Raw genomic sequence first — 17,227 nt, 5'->3', positions numbered from 1 at the left:
CGAGGGCCGCGTCTTTGACGAATCGCGCCGGCCCCATGAACATGGCGCGAAATCTCCCGGCGCCGGCGGCGCCGACGCGGCCACGACTTCACACAGGACACGGACATGAGCGAACAGGACAGGGAATACGGCAAGGCGCGGCGGATCGACGTGATGGGCGAGGCGTTCGTCGAGCGCGCGATGCGCGACCTCGACGGATTTTCGCGTCCGTTGCAGAACTGGCTGAACGAACACGCGTGGGGCAGCACGTGGCAGCGGGGCGGGATCGACCTGAAGACGCGCAGCCTGTGCACGTGCGCGATGCTGGCGGCGCTCGGCCGCAGCACGGAACTGAAGGGTCATATTCGCGGCGCGCTCAACAACGGCGCAAGCCTCGTCGAGATCCGCGAGGTGCTGCTGCACAGCGTGCTGTACGCGGGCGCGCCGGCCGCGGTCGAGGCATTTCGCAGCGCGCGCGAGGTGATCGCGGATCTCGGGCTGTCGGTGCCTGACGACGAAGCCTGATTCCGCCGCAGCGCCGGCTGCACGGCACTGAATCAGGCCCCGCTTCGCTCCCGCCTAGTGCTCGACACGCGCCGCTTGCGCGACGGCATCGGCCGGCGCGGCCGCGACTTCGAGCAGCCAGTCGGCCGTCGCGTCCGGAATCGTGACCGGCAGCATGTGCCCGCCGTCGACGACCTTCAACCGCACGCGCGCCGATTTCTTCGCGAGCGCGTCGCCGTGCTCGCGCCAGTTCAGGATCGGATCGGCGCGGCCGTACAGCACGTCGACCGGCAGCGCGAGCTCCGCGTAGCGGCGCTCCATCGCGGGCAGGTCGACGGGCGCCGACAGCAGGTCGGTCGCGGTCGCGTAGAACACATGCGGCCGCATCCCGAGCAGCCCGCCGCCCTTGGTGGGGAAGTCGCGCGGCACGTCTTCCGGCGCGAACACCTGGCGCACGGCCTTGCGGCCGGTCAGGATCGTCAGCGGGATGGCAAAAGTCCACGACACGAAACGGCGCACCAGCGGCGACGGCAGCATCAGCGGCCGGAACGGCGCCGGCGGCTCGGGCTGCTGGTGCGACAGCGGCGCGATCAGCGCGAGCCGGCTGACGCGGTCCGCATGATTGAGCCCGACCGCGAGCGCGATCGCGCCGCCGAGCGAGTGACCGACCAGCACGGGCTTGTCGAGCCGCAGCGCGTCGATGAACGCGGCGACCGTGCGAGCTTGTGCGAACACGTTCGCCTGCGAGCCCGCGCCGCGGAGCGAGCGGCCGGCACCGGGCCGGTCGATGAGGATCACGCGATGCTGCTGCGCGAGCCGCGCGAGCGGCAGGTACGCGAAGTTGCGCAGTTGCCCGGCGAGCCCGTGGACGAACACGATCGGCGGGCCGTTGCCGTATTCGACATAGTGGATACGGTCGCCGCCGATGTCGACGAAGCGGCCTTCGGGCGGGAACGCGCGCGTCACGCGGCTGGCGATGTAGCCGGAAAACAGCGCGAGCGCGGCGAACACCGCGACGACGCCGAGCAGCACGTTCTGGATCAGATGGAGCGTATGGGTCATGTCGGCCTCAACGGGTTTCGAGTGCGGGTTCGGCAACCGGCGCTGTTGCGGCCGGGCCGGCTTTCGCGCGGCGTTCGAAATGCATCGCCGAATCGGCGAGCGCGCTGAACTTCAGCGATGCGAGATCGAGCACGTAGTTCTGGTGGAATTTCCACGGCTTGCGGTGGCCCTGCTTCGGCAGGATCCCGGCCGCGCGCTGGATGTAGCCCGAGCTCAGGTTGACGGCCGTCACGTCGCCGAGATCGCCGGCGCCGAGCCGCGGCACGCAGGTGTCATAGCCGTTCGCGCGCATGTGGTTGAGCAGCCGGCATACGTAGCGCGCGATCAGCTCGGCCTTCAGCGTCCACGACGCGTTCGTGTAGCCGAACGACGACGCGAGGTTCGGCACGTCGCTGTACATCATCCCCTTGTACGACACGGTCTCCGGCAGGTCGACCGTGCGGCCGTCGACCGTGACGCGTGCGCCGCCGAGCATCTTCACCTTCAGTCCGGTCGCGGTGACGATCACGTCCGCGTCGAGCTGCTGGCCGCTCTTCAGCTTGAGGCCGGTCGGCGTGAAGCGCTCGATCTCGTCGGTGACGATCGACGCGCGGCCCGCGCGGATCGACTTGAACAGGTCGCCGTTCGGCACCAGGCACACGCGCTGGTCCCACGGCATGTAGCGCGGCGTCAGGTGCTTCGCGACGTCGAAGCCGGGGCCGAGCTGCTTGCCGGCCGCGCGGATGATGAATTTCTTCGTCTGATCGGGCTTGCGGCGCGACACGTTGTACAGGTACATCGTCAGCAGCACGTTCTTCACGCGCACGAGCCGGTGCGCGAGCCGCGACGGCAGCACGCGGCGCAACGCGTTCGCGATCCTGTCGCGCGCGGGCAGCGACACGATGTAGGTCGGAGAACGCTGCAGCATCGTCACGTGCTGCGCGTCGGCCGCCATCGACGGCACGAGCGTGACGGCCGTCGCGCCGCTGCCGATCACGACGACGCGCCGGTTCGCGTACGAAAGATCCTTCGGCCAGTGCTGCGGATGCACGAGCTTGCCCTCGAACGTGTCCATGCCGGGCCAGTCGGGCCGGTAGCCGGCGTCGTAGTCGTAGTAGCCGCTGCACATGAACAGGAAGCGGCAGGTGCTCACGAGCGTGTCGGTCGCGCCGTCGCGCGTGCGCTCGATGCGTACCGTCCAGCGCGCGCGGTTCGAATCCCAGTCGGCCGCGACGACCTTCTGGCCGTAGCGGATCGTCTTGTCGATCCCGTACGTGCGCGCGGTGTCGCGGATGTAGTCGAGGATCGTCTGGCCGTCCGAGATCGCCTTGTCGCTGTGCCACGGGCGGAAGCTGTAGCCGAGCGTGAACATGTCGGAATCCGAACGGACGCCCGGATAGCGGAACAGGTCCCAGGTGCCGCCGATCGCTTCGCGCGCCTCGACGATCGCGACGCTCGCATGCGGGCAGCGCTGTTTCAGGTGATACGCGGCGCCGATGCCGGACAGGCCGGCACCGACGATCAGCACGTCGAGGTCGTTGCTGTCGCCACGGTCATGGCGGGCGCCGGAGGCGGGCGGCGCGTCGCGCCGGTCGGTCGTCGTCGAGGTCATGCGGGGTCCTTGGTCGGCGTGGTCGGGCGTGCGGCCGGGGCGCGGGCGCGTTCTCCCACGGGGACTTCCTTCGGGCGGAGGTTGCGTGCACGGGCGCGGCGCACATGGCGCAGCATCAGCCACTGGTAACCGGCGCCGAGCAGGCGCGCGATCCGGTCGAGCCGGCGCGCGTCGGCGCCGACGAGTACGCGGCGCGCATTGCGCTCGACGCCCGCGAGGATCTGCCGCGCGGCATCGTCGGCCGTCGTCGCGTTGATCAGGCGGTTCGCCTGCCGGCGATGGGTCGCTTCGTCCTGGCCCGTGAGCGCATGGATGCCGGTATCGACGCGGCCCGCGTCGACGATGTTCGTCGCGACGCCGCCCGGATGCACGCAGGTCGCGCTCACCGGCGCGTCGTCGAGTTCGAGTTCCATCCGCAACGCCTCGGTGAAGCCGCGCACCGCGAACTTGGTTGCGTTGTACGCGCTTTGCGTCGGCATCGCGACGAGCCCGAACAGGCTCGACGTGTTGACGACGTGGCCGTCGCCCGACGCGCGCAGATGCGGCAGGAACGCCTGCGTGCCGTGCACCACGCCCCAGAAATTGATGCCGACGATCCATTCGAGATCGGCGATGCGCGCGGTTTCGGCGCTGGCGGCCAGCGACACGCCCGCGTTGTTGAAGATCAGGTTGACCTTGCCGTGTTCGGCGCGGACGAAATCGGCCCACGCGAACACTGCGTCGCGGTCGGCGACGTCGAGCCGCCGCGTGCTCACGCGCACGCCGTGCTGCACACACGCGGCGGCCGTGCCGGCGAGCCCGGCTTCGCTGACGTCGGCGAGCGCGACCTCGCAGCCGCGCCGCGCGAGTTCGACCGCGAGGCTGCGGCCCATGCCCGAACCGGCGCCCGTGATCGCGGCGACCTTGCCGGAAAACCCGTTCATCCGTTGCTCCTCCCGTTCCGCTTGCGCTGCGTCGGCGGCGCGCCTATTGTGGTGTTGATCGTCACCACTTTAGTTTTCGGGTGTCCTGATGTCAAATAGCGGAATGGAGAAAGCACTCGAAACGGAAAAACGGGGCCGGTCGTATGGCGGCGTGGCGCCCGAGGTGCGTGCCGCCGAGCGGCGCGACGCGCTGATCCGCGCGGCGACGCGCGTGTTCGGCACGGTCGGGTTCCGCAAGGCGACCGTGCGGTCGATCTGTCAGGAAGCGAAGCTGAACGATCGCTATTTTTATGCGGCGTTCGACAGCACCGAGGATTTGCTGCGCTGCACCTACCTGCATCACGCGCAGCAACTGCATGACGCGGTCGCGCAGGCGGTCGCCGCGCGCGGCGGCGATCTGCGCGAGAGCGTCGACGCGGGGCTCGCCGCGTTCTTTGCGTTCCTGCGCGACCCGTGCGCGGCGCGCGTGCTGCTGCTCGAGGTGATGGGCGTGAGCGCGGATACCGACATGACGTACCAGCGCATGCTGATCGACTTCGGCAAGCTGATCATGGCGATCGGCGTGCCGCGCGAGGCCGCGACGCCCGCGGAGCGCACCGAGCAGCGGCTGATCGGGCTCGCGCTCGTCGGCGCGATGACGAACGTCGGCGCGGCGTGGCTGCTCACCGAGTATCGCGACCCGGAAGCGCAGATGGTGGCGAGTTGCCGGAAGGTGCTGCTGGGGACGTTGCGGGAGATCGGCTAACCGGATGGCATCGCGCTGTTCGCGTTACCCCCGGCAATGGCAGGCTGAAAATGAAAAGAAAGCGGCATTCACGCGGCGCACGGAACGCCGTGTTGTTTTTTTTGTGCGATTTAGTCGTCTTTTTAATAAATAAAAGGCGATCGGTTTTGGGGTGGTGAACAAATGTCAAAATATCGTCATTGTTTTTGATTCCGGTTTCATGTGGCGGTGAATTGATGAAAGCAATGTGGTGCGAATTAAAAAAAGCGGCGCAATGCAACAATCAACCCGCATTGCGCCGGTCATGGCGCGAAACCCTTCGCGCCTCAGGCACGCTCGATCAGGAACCCGTGTCGATCAGGAACCCGTGTAACCGCCGCGGGTCCAGCCGTCGCCGTCCCAGCAATACTCGGTCGTCGTGCCGCCGCTCGTCGCGTACACGCGGATGTGGATGGCGCTTCCCACCAGCCAGCACGTGGCGGACACGTTGTCGCCGGCCTGGTTGAACGCGCCCGTATACCACTTCTGCCCGTCGTAGCAGCGCTCGGTGATCTTGTTGCCGTTGGCCGTGTAGACACGAATCGACGGCGTGGTTCCCCATGAAATCGCTGCGGTTTGCATTTCAGACTCCTTGATTGATTGAATAAAACGGAGAATTGAAACATTTCGGTAAACGCGAATCGGCGTATTACCGGGAATAAGGTTAGTAGAAAATCTGGAAAGCGATGCGTGATTTTTTATGAAAAATAAAAGGGCGTATTTGCTCGGAGCGGGAAAGCCCCGCGAAAGGAGATTGGAGGGGGTAAAAACGCGCGGCGATCCGGATTCAGTCTGCCGCGCGCTTCGAGCGTGTCGAGCGTAGCGGCGCCGCCGGCGGTGTATCGCCGATCCTCCCCTTCATCGCGTCGATGAACGCGCGCACCTTCGGCGAAGGTAGCCGCGTCGACGGAAACACCGCATGGATCCCGGCCGGCGCCGAGCGCCACGCGGGCAGCAGCCGCACGAGCCGGCCGGCCGCGATGTCCTCCGCGGTTGAAAAATCCGTCAGCAGACCGAATGCCCCGCCGGCCAGCACGATCGCCCGGCAAGCCGTCGCGGTGTTCGACACGAAATGCGGCGTGCAGCGCACCGACGCCTTGCCCCCGCGGGCGCTTTCAAGCTCGAGCGTGTGCGGACGCGCCAGCGTCGACAGCATCACGAACGGCAGCGCGGCGAGCGCATCCGGATCGCGCGGCAGCCCGTGGCGCGCGATGAACGCGGGGCTCGCGACCAGCCATTTCTCGTACGTGCCGAGCTGCACCGCGCGATAGTTCGAATCGGCGAGGCGGCCGATGCGGATCGCGACGTCGAGGTTGTCCGCGACGAGCTCGACGACGCGGTCGTTCGCGACGAGTTCGACATCGAGCCCCGGATGCGCGTCGCGCAGCGCGACGACGGCCGGCGCGACGACCTGCGCGCCATAGTCGATCGGCACGCTCACGCGCAGCGTGCCGCGCAGCGGCCCCGCGTCGGACGACACCGCATCGAGCGCGTTTTCGGTGGCGCGCACGATGGCGCGGCACGCGTCGTAGAACGCACGCCCCGCGTCGGTCACGCTCAGCCGCCGCGTCGTGCGCACCAGCAGGTTCGCGCCGACCTCGGATTCGAGACGCTGCATGTGCGTGCTGACGACCGTCTTCGCGAGGCCGAGCCGCTCGGCCGCGGCCGTCAGCGAGCCGGCGTCGACCACCGCGACGAAGATCGCCAGCCGGTTCAGGTTCACGTCGCGCAAGTCGGCCATCGTCGATTGTCCTATGGGAGCGGATAATGTTTAAGCGATTATCCGTCTTCTGGCCGCGAACGGCGAGCGTTACGCTGGAGCCGTTCGTCGCCGATTCCCGGCGGCGCGAGATTCCGGAGTGTTTTCCATGTCTGCCGCCAGCAAGCCTGTGCCCGGTAAGCCCGTCGCAGCGATTCGCGTTTATTCGTTCCTGCTGTCAGGGCACGCGCACCGCGTCCGGTTGTTCCTGTCGCTGCTCGGTCTGCCGTCCGAGACCGTCGACGTCGATCTCGCGGCCGGCGCGCAACGCGAACCGGCGTTCCTCGCGCTCAATCCGCTCGGGCAGGTGCCCGTGATCGACGACGGCGGCACCGTGATCGCCGATTCGAACGCGATCCTCGTGTATCTCGCGAAGCGCTACGGCGACGCGCACTGGCTGCCCGACGACCCGGCCGCTGCGGCGGTCGTGCAGCGCTGGTTGTCGTATGCGGCCGGCCCGATCGCGACGGGGCCTGCGGCGGCGAGGCTCGTGACCGTGTTCGGCGCGCCGCTCGACCATGATGCGGCCAAGCGCACGGCCGCGAAGCTGCTCGACGTGATTGATCGCGAACTGGCCGGCAAGGCCTTCGCGGCCGGCGCGCAGCCGACGATCGCGGACATCGCCGCGTACACGTACATCGCGCACGCGCCGGAAGGCGGCGTGTCGCTCGAACCGTATCCGCACGTGCGCGCATGGCTGGCGCGCGTCGAGGCGCTGCCGGGTTTCGTCGGCATGCCGACGACGCGCGCGGGCCTGCTCGCCGCGTAACGCCAACCGACACCGCGCCTGTTCAGGAGAACGCGATGAACGCCCCGACTGCCGTCGTACCGGGCTGGGAACTCGACGCCGCGCCGTTTCACGCGGGCGAGCTGGCCGTGCAGCAGCGCGCGGGCGTGACGGAGGCCGCGGGTGCGGCGGGCCGGCGCGGGATCCGGCGCTTCATGCCGGACCAGCACCGGGCGTTTTTCGCGCAACTGCCGTTCTTCGTGCTCGGCGGCGTCGATGCGCACGGCCAGCCGTGGGCGACGTTGCGCACCGGCGCGCCGGGGTTCGTCACGTCGCCGGATGCGCGCACGCTGCGCATCGCGGCGCCCGCGCTGCCGGGCGATCCGCTGGCCGGCGCGTGGCGGCCGGGCGCGCCGCTCGGCGGGCTCGGGATCGAATTCGATACGCGGCGGCGCAATCGCGTCAACGGCGTCGTGCGCGCGGTCGACGGCGATGCGCTGACGATCGCGGTCGAACAGAGCTTCGGCAACTGCGCGAAGTACATCCAGGGCCGCAAGCCGACGTTCGTCGCGCGCGATGGCGATGCGCAGGTCGAGCCTGACGTGTCGGACCGGCTGAACGATGCGGATCGCGCGCTGCTCGCGCAGGCCGATACGTTCTTCGTCGCGAGCGCGAACACGTCGGCGGACGCGGGCGCCGCGCGCGGCGCGGACGTGTCGCATCGCGGCGGGATGCCGGGCTTCGTGCGCGTCGACGATGCGCACACGCTGACGACGCCGGATTTCAGCGGCAACCGCTTCTTCAACACGCTCGGCAACCTGCAGCTCGATCCGCGCGCGGGGCTGCTGTTCGTCGATTTCGACAGCGGCGACCTGCTGGTTGTCGCCGCGCGTGCGGAGATCGTATGGGACGGGCCGCTCGTCGCGTCGTTCGACGGCGCGCAGCGCGTCGCGCGGTTCCATGTGCGGGAAGTGCGGCGCATGCGCGCGGTGCTGCCGTTCCGATGGTCGGCGGTCGAGCGCGCGCCGCAGTTCGCGGCGATGGCGGCGAGCGCTGGTGGAGCGGCGACGGCGGCGGCCGCGCCGGTGCCGTCCGCACCGGCACCGGCACCGGCACCGGCACCGGCACCGGCACCGGCACCGGCAACGGCAACGGCACCCGCATGGCGATCGCTGCGTATCGCGAAGATCGTCGACGAAGCGCGCGCGATCCGCTCGTTCCATTTCGAACCGGCGGACGGCGGTGCGTTGCCTGCATACGAGGCCGGGCAGCATCTGACGCTGCGCGTCGCGTTGCCGGGCAGCGACGCGCCGTCGATACGCAGCTACACGCTTTCCGATGCGCCGGGCGACGCGCACTACCGGATCACGGTGAAGCGGGAGGGGCGCGTCTCGGCGTGGCTGCACGATCACGCACAGGCGGGCATGACGCTCGACGCGCAGAAGCCGCGCGGCCGCTTCACGTTCGATCTCGCGAGCCCGCGACCGGCCGTGCTCGTGTCGGCCGGCATCGGCATCACGCCGATGGTCGCGATGCTGCGCCGTGCGCTGGCCGACGCCGCGCCGTCGCGCCGCGTGGTGTTCGTACACGGCGCTCGTGAAGCGGCCGACCGGCCGTTCGCGGCGGACCTGGCGCGTATCGCGGCCGCCGATGCGCGGTTGTCGCTCCACGGGTTCGACAGCCGCCCGCACGACGACACGGCAGCGCGGGCGGGCCGCATCGACATCGCGCAACTGAAGCGGATCCTGTCGTTCGACGACTACGACTTCTACCTGTGCGGGCCGTCGGCGTTCATGCGCGACCTGTACGACGGGCTGCGCGCGCTGAACGTGCCGGACGAACGCATCCGCTTCGAGGCGTTCGGGCCGTCGAGCGTGGTGCGCAGCGCGACCCGCGCGGCAGGCACGCCGGCGGCGGCGAGCGTGCCCGTCGTGTTCCGGCGCACCAGGCGCGAAGCCGCATGGACGCCCGCCGACGGCACGCTGCTCGAATTCGCGGAAGGGCAGCGCGTCGCCGTGCCGTCCGAATGCCGCGCCGGTTCGTGCGGCACGTGCGCGACGCGCGTGCTGTCCGGCGCGGTCGACTACGAGCAAACGCCCGATGCGGCGGTCGAACCCGGCTGCGCGCTGCTGTGCGTCGCGCGGCCCGCGCAAGGCGCCACGGAAGCGCTCGTGCTCGACCGCTGACGCACCTGCGACATGCGGCCGCAGATGGCCTGCTGCGCGAAAAGCGCGCGCAACTGCTGCTTTTTTCGGATGCCGGTCGGATCGACGATAGCGTCAACCGATTCGATGAAAGGAGCGTAATCATGAAACTGCTCGGCATGATCAAGCTGGTCCTGTGGAGTTTCTTCGGCGTACGCAACAGCAAGGCGCACGCGGCCGATCTCGCGAACGTCAACTTCACCCTGCTGCCGTTTGTCGCGATCCTGCTCGCGCTGCTCGTCGGCGCGGTCATCTACGGCGTCGTGCACCTGGTCGTCGATCCGACGGTGACGATGCAGGGGTTCTGAGCGTTGCGCGTGCCGCACGCGTTGCAGGCGCGGCACGCACCGCCCGCGCTCAGAACGTGTGATTCAGCGCCACGCGCCCGATGATCTGGTGCCCGTTCGACGACGCGCCGGGCGAACCCGGTACGAGCGCGCCGTCGAGCGGCGTGCCGGTCGCGCTGCCGCCCACCTGCTGATAGACGACCTGCGTGTAGACCGACGTGCGCTTCGACAGCAGGTACTGCGCCATCGCGCCGAACTGGTTCCAGTGCAGCGACGACTTCGCGCCGGATCGATCGAGCCCGCCGCGCGTGTACGTGTACATCCCGCCGACGAGAACGGCCGGCGTGACGTTGTATTTCGCGTTGACTTCGAGGTTGTCGAACGTGAGCCGCGCGTTCGACAGGCTGAGACTGCCCGCGTAGAGCGACGCATCGGGCTGGCTGACGTTCACGTGCGAATACACTGCACCGAGCGTCGCGGGCCCGATGCCGTAGTTCACGCCGATTCCATAGATCTTCTGGTTGCCCGCGACGAAATCCGTATCGTCCGGCGTCAGCGCGCCGCCCGCCGTGGTGCCGGGGTTCGACAGGTTCTCGTAGACGGCGGCGACCGACAGCGTCTGGTACGTGTAGTTCAGGCCGACGCCGAGCATCCGGTTCTGCGCGAAGCCGCCCGCGAGATTGCTCAGCCCGACCATCACCGTGCCGGACAGGCCGGCGAACGCGGGGCTCGTGTATTTCACCGCGTTGTTCGCGTGGAACGACGCATCGGTGTTGTCGTTGTCGAGCGGATGCGAGAACAGGAAGCCGGCCCAGCTGCCGTTCGCGGTCAGCGGCCCGATCGTGTCGGCGACGGTATCGAACTGACGGCCGAGCGTCAGCGTGCCGATGCGGTCCGACTGCAGGCCGACATAGGACTGGAAGCCGAACAGGCGGCCGCCGTAGCCGAGCTGGCCGCTCTCGAGCGCGAAACCGCTCTCGAGATCGAAGATCGCGTGCAGCCCGCCGCCGAGATCCTCGTTGCCCTTGATACCCCAGCGGCTTGTCGCGAGATCGCCGCTCGCCATTTGCCACGACGACTTGCCGCCGACATTGCTCGTGTAGTTGATGCCTTCGTCGAGGACGCCGAACAGCAGGACGGAACTTTGCGCATGCGCGTTCGCGCAGCCGATAAGGATTCCTGTCGACAGGAAAAGCGGTATTTTTTTCATGTGGGGTACGGGCTCGAAAGTTGAAACGGTCGATGGTCCGGCACGCGGCGTGTGCGGCGCGTGACCTTCGATAAGCAGATGGCATGCCATCACCCGTTTCAAGACCGGAATGCGCCGGCTGCGTTCCGTTTCATTCGCGCTGCCGTGCCGGTCCGGGCTTGATCGCGCGCAAACGGCGTAGCAATTCGTGTCGTTTGTCGCAAGTCGCGTCTCAAGTTGAGACGCGATGAAACGCGAAATCGCGCGAGCGAACGCGCGCGCCGCAACGGGGGGCGCGCACGGCGGCAAGGGGGAGACGAAAGAAGCGGAGGAAGCGAGTGGTATAAGCGCTACGCACGCGCGAACGGATAGCCCTGCGTCTCAAGCCACCGCCGCACGAGCGCGGCTTGCGGCGGCGCGAGCGTCGCCAGTACCTGCGCGGCCGGGCGCTCGCGCAGCGCGGCGACGATCGGCGCGAGCGGAATGCCTTGCAGATGCCAGATGCCGAGCGGTTGGTCGGGGCTCGTGACGACGTCGGCCTCGGCGATCGTGTCGCCGTCGATCACGGGCGCCCGCTCGATCGCGAGCGCGTCGAAATCGGGCGCGCGATGCGATGGTGCATCGTCGGGCCACGCGCGGCGCGCGTGCCAGAACGGCCGGTCGGCCCATTGCGTTTCGAGCGCATGGAAATCGCGGCCGATGCGCGCGAAGCGCATGAACAGCGCGGCGATGCGGCGCTCGTGGAAACGCAGCGCGAGCGCCGCGCGCTCGGGATGTGCGAGCAGCGTATGGATGACGGCCGGCGCCTGCAGCGCGGACGACAGCGACTGGAAGATGCCGTTGCCGGACAGCGGATCGACGGCCATTGCCGCATCGCCGACGCGCAGCCAGTTCGCGCCGCCCGTGTCGCCGCACAGCGCCGCGCTGCTGGTGCGCGCGAACACGCGCGCGTCGGCGGCAACGTCAGCGCCGAAGAAGTCGCGCGCGAGCGGCGTCTGCCGAAGCGTCGCGCACCAGGCGGGTAGCGCGTCGCGCGGCGGCAGCGTCGCGGTCGCGACATCGAGCGTCGCCTGCCAGTAGCAGCGGCCGTCGGGCAGCCGCGCCATCCATGCCCAGCCGTCGGGCAGGCTCTCGACCGCCGACGCGGCGTCGCCGGGCGTGCCCTGCCAGACATTCAGCAGGCTCAGCGTCTGCGGGCCGCGTACTGCGTCGCGCGCGAGCGGCGCGAGCCGGCCGCGGGCCTCGACCAGGAACGCCGCGTGCAGCGTATCGGCGCCTTCCGGCGTATCGACGCGGATCGCGTGCCCGTCGCCGTTCGGCTGCACCGCACGCACGGTCGCTTCGAGCACCGCAATGCCTGCATCGGCGAGATCGCGGCGCAGCGCCGCGTCGAAACGGCGGCGGTCGATCAGGTGTTCGTGATTGAGCGTGCGCGTGTCGCCGTTCCAGCGCGTCGTGCGCGCGCACGGCGGCAGCGCGCAGGCGGCCGCCTGCGCGAGCCCCGCGTGGCGGAGCCCTTGCAGCACGCGATCGGACACGCCTTCGACGGCATCGAAGCGTCGCCATTCGCTGACGACCCTGACCGGATAGCCGAGCCGCGCGAGGCCGAGCGCGGTGGCCGCGCCGGCCGGCCCCGCGCCGAGCACGACAATCGGCGCGCGGCTCATGATGCGCAGGTGCGCCGTTCGACGCCGACGTAGGCGGCGCCTGCGCGCAGATGGTCGAGCAGCGCGGCCGAGTCGGCATCGGGATGGCGCGCGAGCCAGCCGGCCGCGTAGCCGCTGAGCGCCGCGCAGGCGATGCTCGCGCCGGCCGGCGCGCGCGGCGCGCCGCTCGACACGGCCGCGCCGAAATCGGCCTGCGGGCTGTCGAGCCACGACCATTGGCGCGGCGCGCAGCGCGCGTCGCCCGTCACGCGCACGACGCCCGGATAGCTGGCCGGAAACACGGGCGCGCCTTGCGCGGGGCTCGACGAGAATACGGTCACGCGTTGTGCGACGGCCTCCGCACATGCATCGCGCAGCGTATCGCGATCGGCGCGCACGCCGAGGCTCAGGTTGATCACGCGTATGCGTTGCGTCAGCAGCCAGCGGATTGCCTGCGCAATCTGCGCGGCGCTCGTTACGCCACGCGCTTCGAACACTTGCGCGACGCACAGCCGCGCATCGGGCGCGGCGGCCGCGATCGTTTCGCATACCGCGCTGCCGTGACCGATCCGGTCGGGTTCGACCGCGTACGCCCGAAGCACGGCGGCGGCGTCGAACGAGAATCGCCGCGCATCGGCGACGCGTGCGCTCAGCGATGGCGGATAGCCGCTGTCGACGATGCCGACGCGGATGGCCGGAACGTCGTCATGCATGCGCGACATCCCGATGCGCACGCCGCGAGAGCTGTCCGTTCGCGAGTTCGAAATGCAGGTCGACGCCCGCGAGCGTCGACGCGCGGTGGCTGACGAGGATGCGCGTGCGGTCGCCGAACAGCGTGTCGATCTGCGCAATGACCTGCCGCTCGGTCGCTTCGTCGACAGCCGATGTCGCTTCGTCGAGCACGAGGATCGCCGGCGCCTGCAGCAGCGCGCGTGCGATCGCGATGCGCTGCTTCTGCCCGCCCGACAGCTGCTGCCCGCGCTCGCCGACCGGGCCGTCGAGGCCGCCCGGCAGCGTCGCGACCAGTTCGTCGAGCTGCGCGGCGCGCGCGGCGTGCGCGATGTCGTCGCGCGACGCGAGCGGCACCGCGTAGCGGATGTTGTCGGCGAGGCTGCCGCGAAACAGCACGATGTCCTGGCTGACGACCGCGACGTGGCGGCGCAGCGCATCGAGATCGACGTCGCGCAGGTCGACGCCGTCGATCCGCACGCTGCCGCGCTGCGGATCGTAGAAGCGCTGCAGCAGGTCGATCAGCGTCGATTTCCCGCTGCCCGACGACCCCGACAGCGCGACCTTGCTGCCGGCCGGCACGCGTGCGCTGGCGCCCTGCAGCACGGGCTGCGCGCGCTCGTCGTGCGCGAACCACAGGTCGACGAATTCGAGGTCGCCGCGCGCGGGCAGCGTGCGCGGTTCGGCCGGCGGCTGCACGGCCACCGGCGCGCGCTGCAGTTCCATCACGCGGCCGAGGCTGACCGTCATCCGCTGCAGCGCGACGTAGAGCCCGAGCAGGCTTTTCACGGGGCCGATCGCCATCCCGAGATAGCTCGAGAACGCGATCAGCGAGCCGAGCGGCCAGTCGCCGCGGATCACCCAGTAGCCGCCGACGATGAACGCGCCCGCGCGCGACAGCGACGTCAGCGTGCCGGGCACCGATTGCGTGACGAATTCGGTCACCTGCAGCTTCAGCAGGCGTTCCATGTAGCGCTCGCCGAGCCCGTCGAGCCGCGCCTGTTCCGCGCGCTGCCGCCCGGCGGCCTGGATGAACTTCATCGCTGGCAGCGTCTCGACGAGGAACGACGACACGTCGGCCGCGCCTTCGCGCACCGCGCGCGCATCGCGTTCGACCTTGCGGCGCATCGTGCGCAGCCACAGGATCTCGAACGGGATCAGCAGCAGCGCGAGCAGCGACAGTTTCCACGACAGCGTGACGAGCAGCGCGAGCGTGCCGACGAGGCCGATCACGTTCGATACGGCCGAGAACAGCGCGTCGAGCGCGAAGCGCTGGATCTCGGCGACGTCGCCGTCGAGGCGCGACAGCAGGTCGCCGAGGCGCCGCTGCCCGTAGAACGACGGCGACAGCCGCTGCAGGTGCGCGTAGACGGCGCTGCGCAGCGAGAACAGCACGCGGCCGGACAGCCGCGTGTGCAGGTAGCGGTTGACGCCGCCGAGCAGCGTGCCGGCGAAGCCCGCGAGCACCATCGCGAACGCGATCGCGACGAGCATCCGGACATCCTTGCCGACGAGCCCGCGGTCGATCAGCTCCTTCGTGAGCCACGGCTGCGCGAGCGCGAGCAGCGATGCACACGCGGACAGCGCCAGCAAGCCCGCGATCGCGAGCCGGTGCGGCCGCACGAAGCCGTACAGCCAGCCGAGCGCGCGCGCGAGCTGCGCGCGGTCGTCGGTTTTCACGAAACGCAGGACGAATTTCAGCATCGGAGGAGCGGCCGGCTCATGACGGACGAAGGCGCGCGCGGCATCATGGTTGCAGCCGCTTGAGCCGGCGGTACAGCGTCGCGCGGCTGATGCCGAGCGTCTGCGCGGCGGCCGCGACGTTGCCGCCGTGGCGCGCGAGCGAGTCGCGGATCAGGTCGTCCTCGTGGCGGCGGATCAGCCCGAACGACGCGTCGGGCGCCGGGCACACGCCGTCGATGAAGCCGTCGCACAGATGGTCGAGGCCGAGCACGTCCTCGTGATCGGCGCGCACCGCGAGCGCGGTGCGCAGCACCATCTCGAGCTGGCGGATGTTGCCGGGCCAGCGATGCTGGCGGAACACGCCGGCCAGCTCGGCGTTGACGCTCACGTGCGGCGCGCCGAGCCGCGCGAGCAGCGCGGCGACGATCAGGTCGACGTCGTCGCGTTCGCGCAGCGCGGGCAGCAATACGGTCACGCCGTGCACGCGGTAGTAGAGGTCTTCGCGGAAGGTCTTGTCGCGCACCATCGTCTGCAGGTCGCGGTGCGTCGCGCAGATCACCGCGATGTCGACGGCCTGCTCGTCGCCCGCGCCGAGCGGCGCGACCTTGCGTTCCTGCAGCACGCGCAGCAGCCGCGCCTGCAGTTGCAGCGGCATGTCGCCGATCTCGTCGAGAAACAGCGTGCCGCCGTGCGCCTGCATCAGCCGGCCCGTCATCCCGCCCCGGCGCGCGCCGGTGAATGCGCCGTCGCGATAGCCGAACAGTTCGGATTCGATCAGCCCTTCGGGAATCGACGCGCAGTTCACCGCGACGAACGGCTTGCCGGCGCGCGTGCTCGCATCGTGCAGCGCGCGCGCGACGACTTCCTTGCCGGTGCCCGTCTCGCCCTGCACGAGCACGGGCAGCCCGTTGTTGAGCCCCTGCCGTGCCATCGTCAGCGCGCGCAGCAGGCGCGGCTGGCGGCCGGCGAGGGCTGCGAGCGCCTGCGCGCCCGCATCGCCGCGCGCATCGGCGGCCGGCGCGACCGCGCGTTCGCGTGCGACCGCCACCGGCGTCGCGCGCGGCAGGCGCAGCGCCTTGCAGTGGAATGCGGCGTCGACACCTTCGACGCGCAGCATCCCGCCTTGTTCGGCGAACGCGACGAACGACAGTTGGCGCGCGAGCGATGCGCTTTCGCAGCGGCGACCGACGAGCGCGGCGCGCGCGGTGCCGAGCAGCTCGCAAGCGTGCGCGTTCGCGGCGACGATGCGGCCGTCTTCCGCGACGGCGAGCACGCCGCTCCAGCTCGAACCGAGATACGTGCGGCGCGGATGGAACACGAGCACGACATGCTCGGGGAAATATGCGTCGAACAGGCGCGTCTCGATGTGCGTGGCCGCCGCGCTCATCAGCATCGACATCCCGTCGAGCGTGAGCGGCAGCTCGCCTTCGCGCGTGAGGTCGAGCACGCCGATCGTCTGGCCGTGCGGGTCGCGCAGCGGCAGCGAGCGGCACGAGAAGCGGCTCAGCCGGCCGAGGAAATGCTCGCCGCTGTCGATCGCGACCGCGCTGCCTTCGACGAGCGCGGTGCCGAGCGCGTTCGTGCCGCGCAGCGATTCGCACCAGCTCGCGCCCGCGCGGATGTCGCCGATGCCGATCGCGGCGAGCCCGCTCGCGTCGCCTTCGACCGACAGGATCGTTGCGCGCGCATCGGCCAGCAGGATCATCCCGTCGCGCCCGCAGCGCTCGGCGAGGAATTCGAGTTCGGGTGCGGCCGCGTCGAGCAGCCGGCGGTTCGCGTCGCGCAGCTCGTCGAGATTGCAGAATTCGTGCAGGTTCAGCAGCGCGTCGTCGTCCCAGCGCACGCCGTGATCGAGGCTGCGCCGCCACGACTGGTCGATTTCGATGCGCAGGCAACCTTGCGGAAGCACGCCGTCGGAACTGAGCCGTTCGCGAATCAGGCGGGTTGCTTGCAGCCGGTCCGGAAGCCGCTGGCCGGAAGGGAAGTAGTCTTGCACGTCGCCCCTCCTCAGGAGAATGTCGGGCCGTCCGATCCGGCGCGGCCGCACGCAAAAAGGCCCGCCGAGTCTGGCATAAGCCCGGGCATAAATCCATCCGGTCAAAAACCTAAGACCCAGGCGGGGCGCGGCGGGGCGGGCGATTCGCGGGCGGGCGCGGGCGGTCGGCGCGGCGCGTGGCGAGG

15 protein-coding genes are annotated in these 17,227 nt (G+C 69.7%); 5 read left to right on the top strand and 10 right to left on the bottom strand.

The features are described from left to right. The first annotated feature begins 105 nt into the window (after positions 1 to 105). Entirely contained in the window at positions 106 to 504 is a 399-nt protein-coding gene (locus tag JYG32_RS24880; RefSeq protein WP_174383076.1) for a carboxymuconolactone decarboxylase family protein, read from the top strand. Positions 505 to 558: 54 nt separating this feature from the next. On the opposite strand, the gene JYG32_RS24875 is transcribed toward JYG32_RS24880, so the two are convergent. Genes JYG32_RS24875 through JYG32_RS24865 form a run of 3 tightly spaced genes read right to left on the bottom strand, consistent with a single transcriptional unit; the run spans position 559 to position 4,059 of the window. Continuing rightward, positions 559 to 1,545: an alpha/beta fold hydrolase gene (locus JYG32_RS24875; protein WP_213267327.1), complete on the bottom strand. Its 987-nt coding sequence runs from the start codon at positions 1,543 to 1,545 to the stop codon at positions 559 to 561. Positions 1,546 to 1,552: 7 nt separating this feature from the next. Then, positions 1,553 to 3,136 carry a flavin-containing monooxygenase gene (locus tag JYG32_RS24870; RefSeq protein WP_213267326.1) on the bottom strand — a complete coding sequence of 528 codons (1,584 nt, stop codon included), beginning with the start codon at positions 3,134 to 3,136 and terminating at the stop codon, positions 1,553 to 1,555. Next, entirely contained in the window at positions 3,133 to 4,059 is a 927-nt protein-coding gene (locus JYG32_RS24865) for an SDR family NAD(P)-dependent oxidoreductase (RefSeq protein ID WP_213267325.1), read from the bottom strand. The genes JYG32_RS24870 and JYG32_RS24865 overlap by 4 nt, the downstream gene beginning before the upstream one ends. Before the next feature lie 103 nt (positions 4,060 to 4,162). On the opposite strand from JYG32_RS24865, the gene JYG32_RS24860 reads away from it, so the two are divergent. Further along, positions 4,163 to 4,804, top strand: coding sequence for a TetR/AcrR family transcriptional regulator (locus JYG32_RS24860; protein ID WP_249744871.1), 642 nt, complete (start codon positions 4,163 to 4,165; stop codon positions 4,802 to 4,804). A 336-nt stretch (positions 4,805 to 5,140) separates the two neighbouring features. Here the strand turns inward: JYG32_RS24860 and JYG32_RS24855 are convergent, their stop codons facing one another. Both JYG32_RS24855 and JYG32_RS24850 read right to left on the bottom strand, forming a co-directional pair. Further along, positions 5,141 to 5,404, bottom strand: a complete 264-nt coding sequence (locus JYG32_RS24855) for a fucose-binding lectin protein (protein WP_174383081.1) — start codon at positions 5,402 to 5,404, stop codon at positions 5,141 to 5,143. 205 nt (positions 5,405 to 5,609) lie between these two features. Next, positions 5,610 to 6,563, bottom strand: coding sequence for a LysR family transcriptional regulator (locus JYG32_RS24850; protein ID WP_213267323.1), 954 nt, complete (start codon positions 6,561 to 6,563; stop codon positions 5,610 to 5,612). Between the two features lie 127 nt (positions 6,564 to 6,690). On the opposite strand from JYG32_RS24850, the gene JYG32_RS24845 reads away from it, so the two are divergent. From JYG32_RS24845 to JYG32_RS24835, 3 genes are all read left to right on the top strand, one after another. Then, positions 6,691 to 7,350 carry a glutathione S-transferase family protein gene (locus JYG32_RS24845; protein WP_213267322.1) on the top strand — a complete coding sequence of 220 codons (660 nt, stop codon included), beginning with the start codon at positions 6,691 to 6,693 and terminating at the stop codon, positions 7,348 to 7,350. Between the two features lie 35 nt (positions 7,351 to 7,385). Beyond that, positions 7,386 to 9,494 (top strand): pyridoxamine 5'-phosphate oxidase family protein, encoded by a 2,109-nt coding sequence (locus JYG32_RS24840; protein WP_213267321.1) that lies wholly within the window; start codon positions 7,386 to 7,388, stop codon positions 9,492 to 9,494. 122 nt (positions 9,495 to 9,616) lie between these two features. After that, entirely contained in the window at positions 9,617 to 9,820 is a 204-nt protein-coding gene (locus JYG32_RS24835; RefSeq protein WP_034182111.1) for a DUF2970 domain-containing protein, read from the top strand. Between the two features lie 49 nt (positions 9,821 to 9,869). Here the strand turns inward: JYG32_RS24835 and JYG32_RS24830 are convergent, their stop codons facing one another. The 5 genes from JYG32_RS24830 to JYG32_RS24810 form a co-directional block, all read right to left on the bottom strand. Further along, on the bottom strand, positions 9,870 to 11,009 hold the full coding sequence (locus JYG32_RS24830) for a porin (protein ID WP_213267320.1): 1,140 nt from the start codon (positions 11,007 to 11,009) through the stop codon (positions 9,870 to 9,872). A 329-nt stretch (positions 11,010 to 11,338) separates the two neighbouring features. After that, the gene (gene qhpG / locus JYG32_RS24825) at positions 11,339 to 12,655 is read right to left on the bottom strand and encodes a flavin-dependent monooxygenase QhpG (RefSeq protein ID WP_213267319.1); all 1,317 of its coding nucleotides are present in this window, start codon (positions 12,653 to 12,655) and stop codon (positions 11,339 to 11,341) included. After that, positions 12,652 to 13,347 (bottom strand): subtilisin-like serine protease QhpE, encoded by a 696-nt coding sequence (qhpE, locus tag JYG32_RS24820; RefSeq protein WP_213267318.1) that lies wholly within the window; start codon positions 13,345 to 13,347, stop codon positions 12,652 to 12,654. The genes qhpG and qhpE overlap by 4 nt, the downstream gene beginning before the upstream one ends. After that, complete coding sequence (locus JYG32_RS24815) at positions 13,340 to 15,067, bottom strand: ABC transporter ATP-binding protein (protein WP_213267317.1); 1,728 nt, start codon at positions 15,065 to 15,067, stop codon at positions 13,340 to 13,342. The genes qhpE and JYG32_RS24815 overlap by 8 nt, the downstream gene beginning before the upstream one ends. Before the next feature lie 43 nt (positions 15,068 to 15,110). Further along, the gene (locus tag JYG32_RS24810; RefSeq protein ID WP_213267316.1) at positions 15,111 to 17,042 is read right to left on the bottom strand and encodes a sigma-54-dependent Fis family transcriptional regulator; all 1,932 of its coding nucleotides are present in this window, start codon (positions 17,040 to 17,042) and stop codon (positions 15,111 to 15,113) included. Positions 17,043 to 17,227 lie beyond the last annotated feature (185 nt).

The sequence above is a fragment of the Burkholderia pyrrocinia genome (genome assembly GCF_018417535.1).
GTDB lineage: Bacteria > Pseudomonadota > Gammaproteobacteria > Burkholderiales > Burkholderiaceae > Burkholderia > Burkholderia pyrrocinia_E.
The sequence above is the reverse complement of the archived record's forward strand: the minus strand, read 5'-3'. Positions and strand labels throughout refer to the sequence as shown.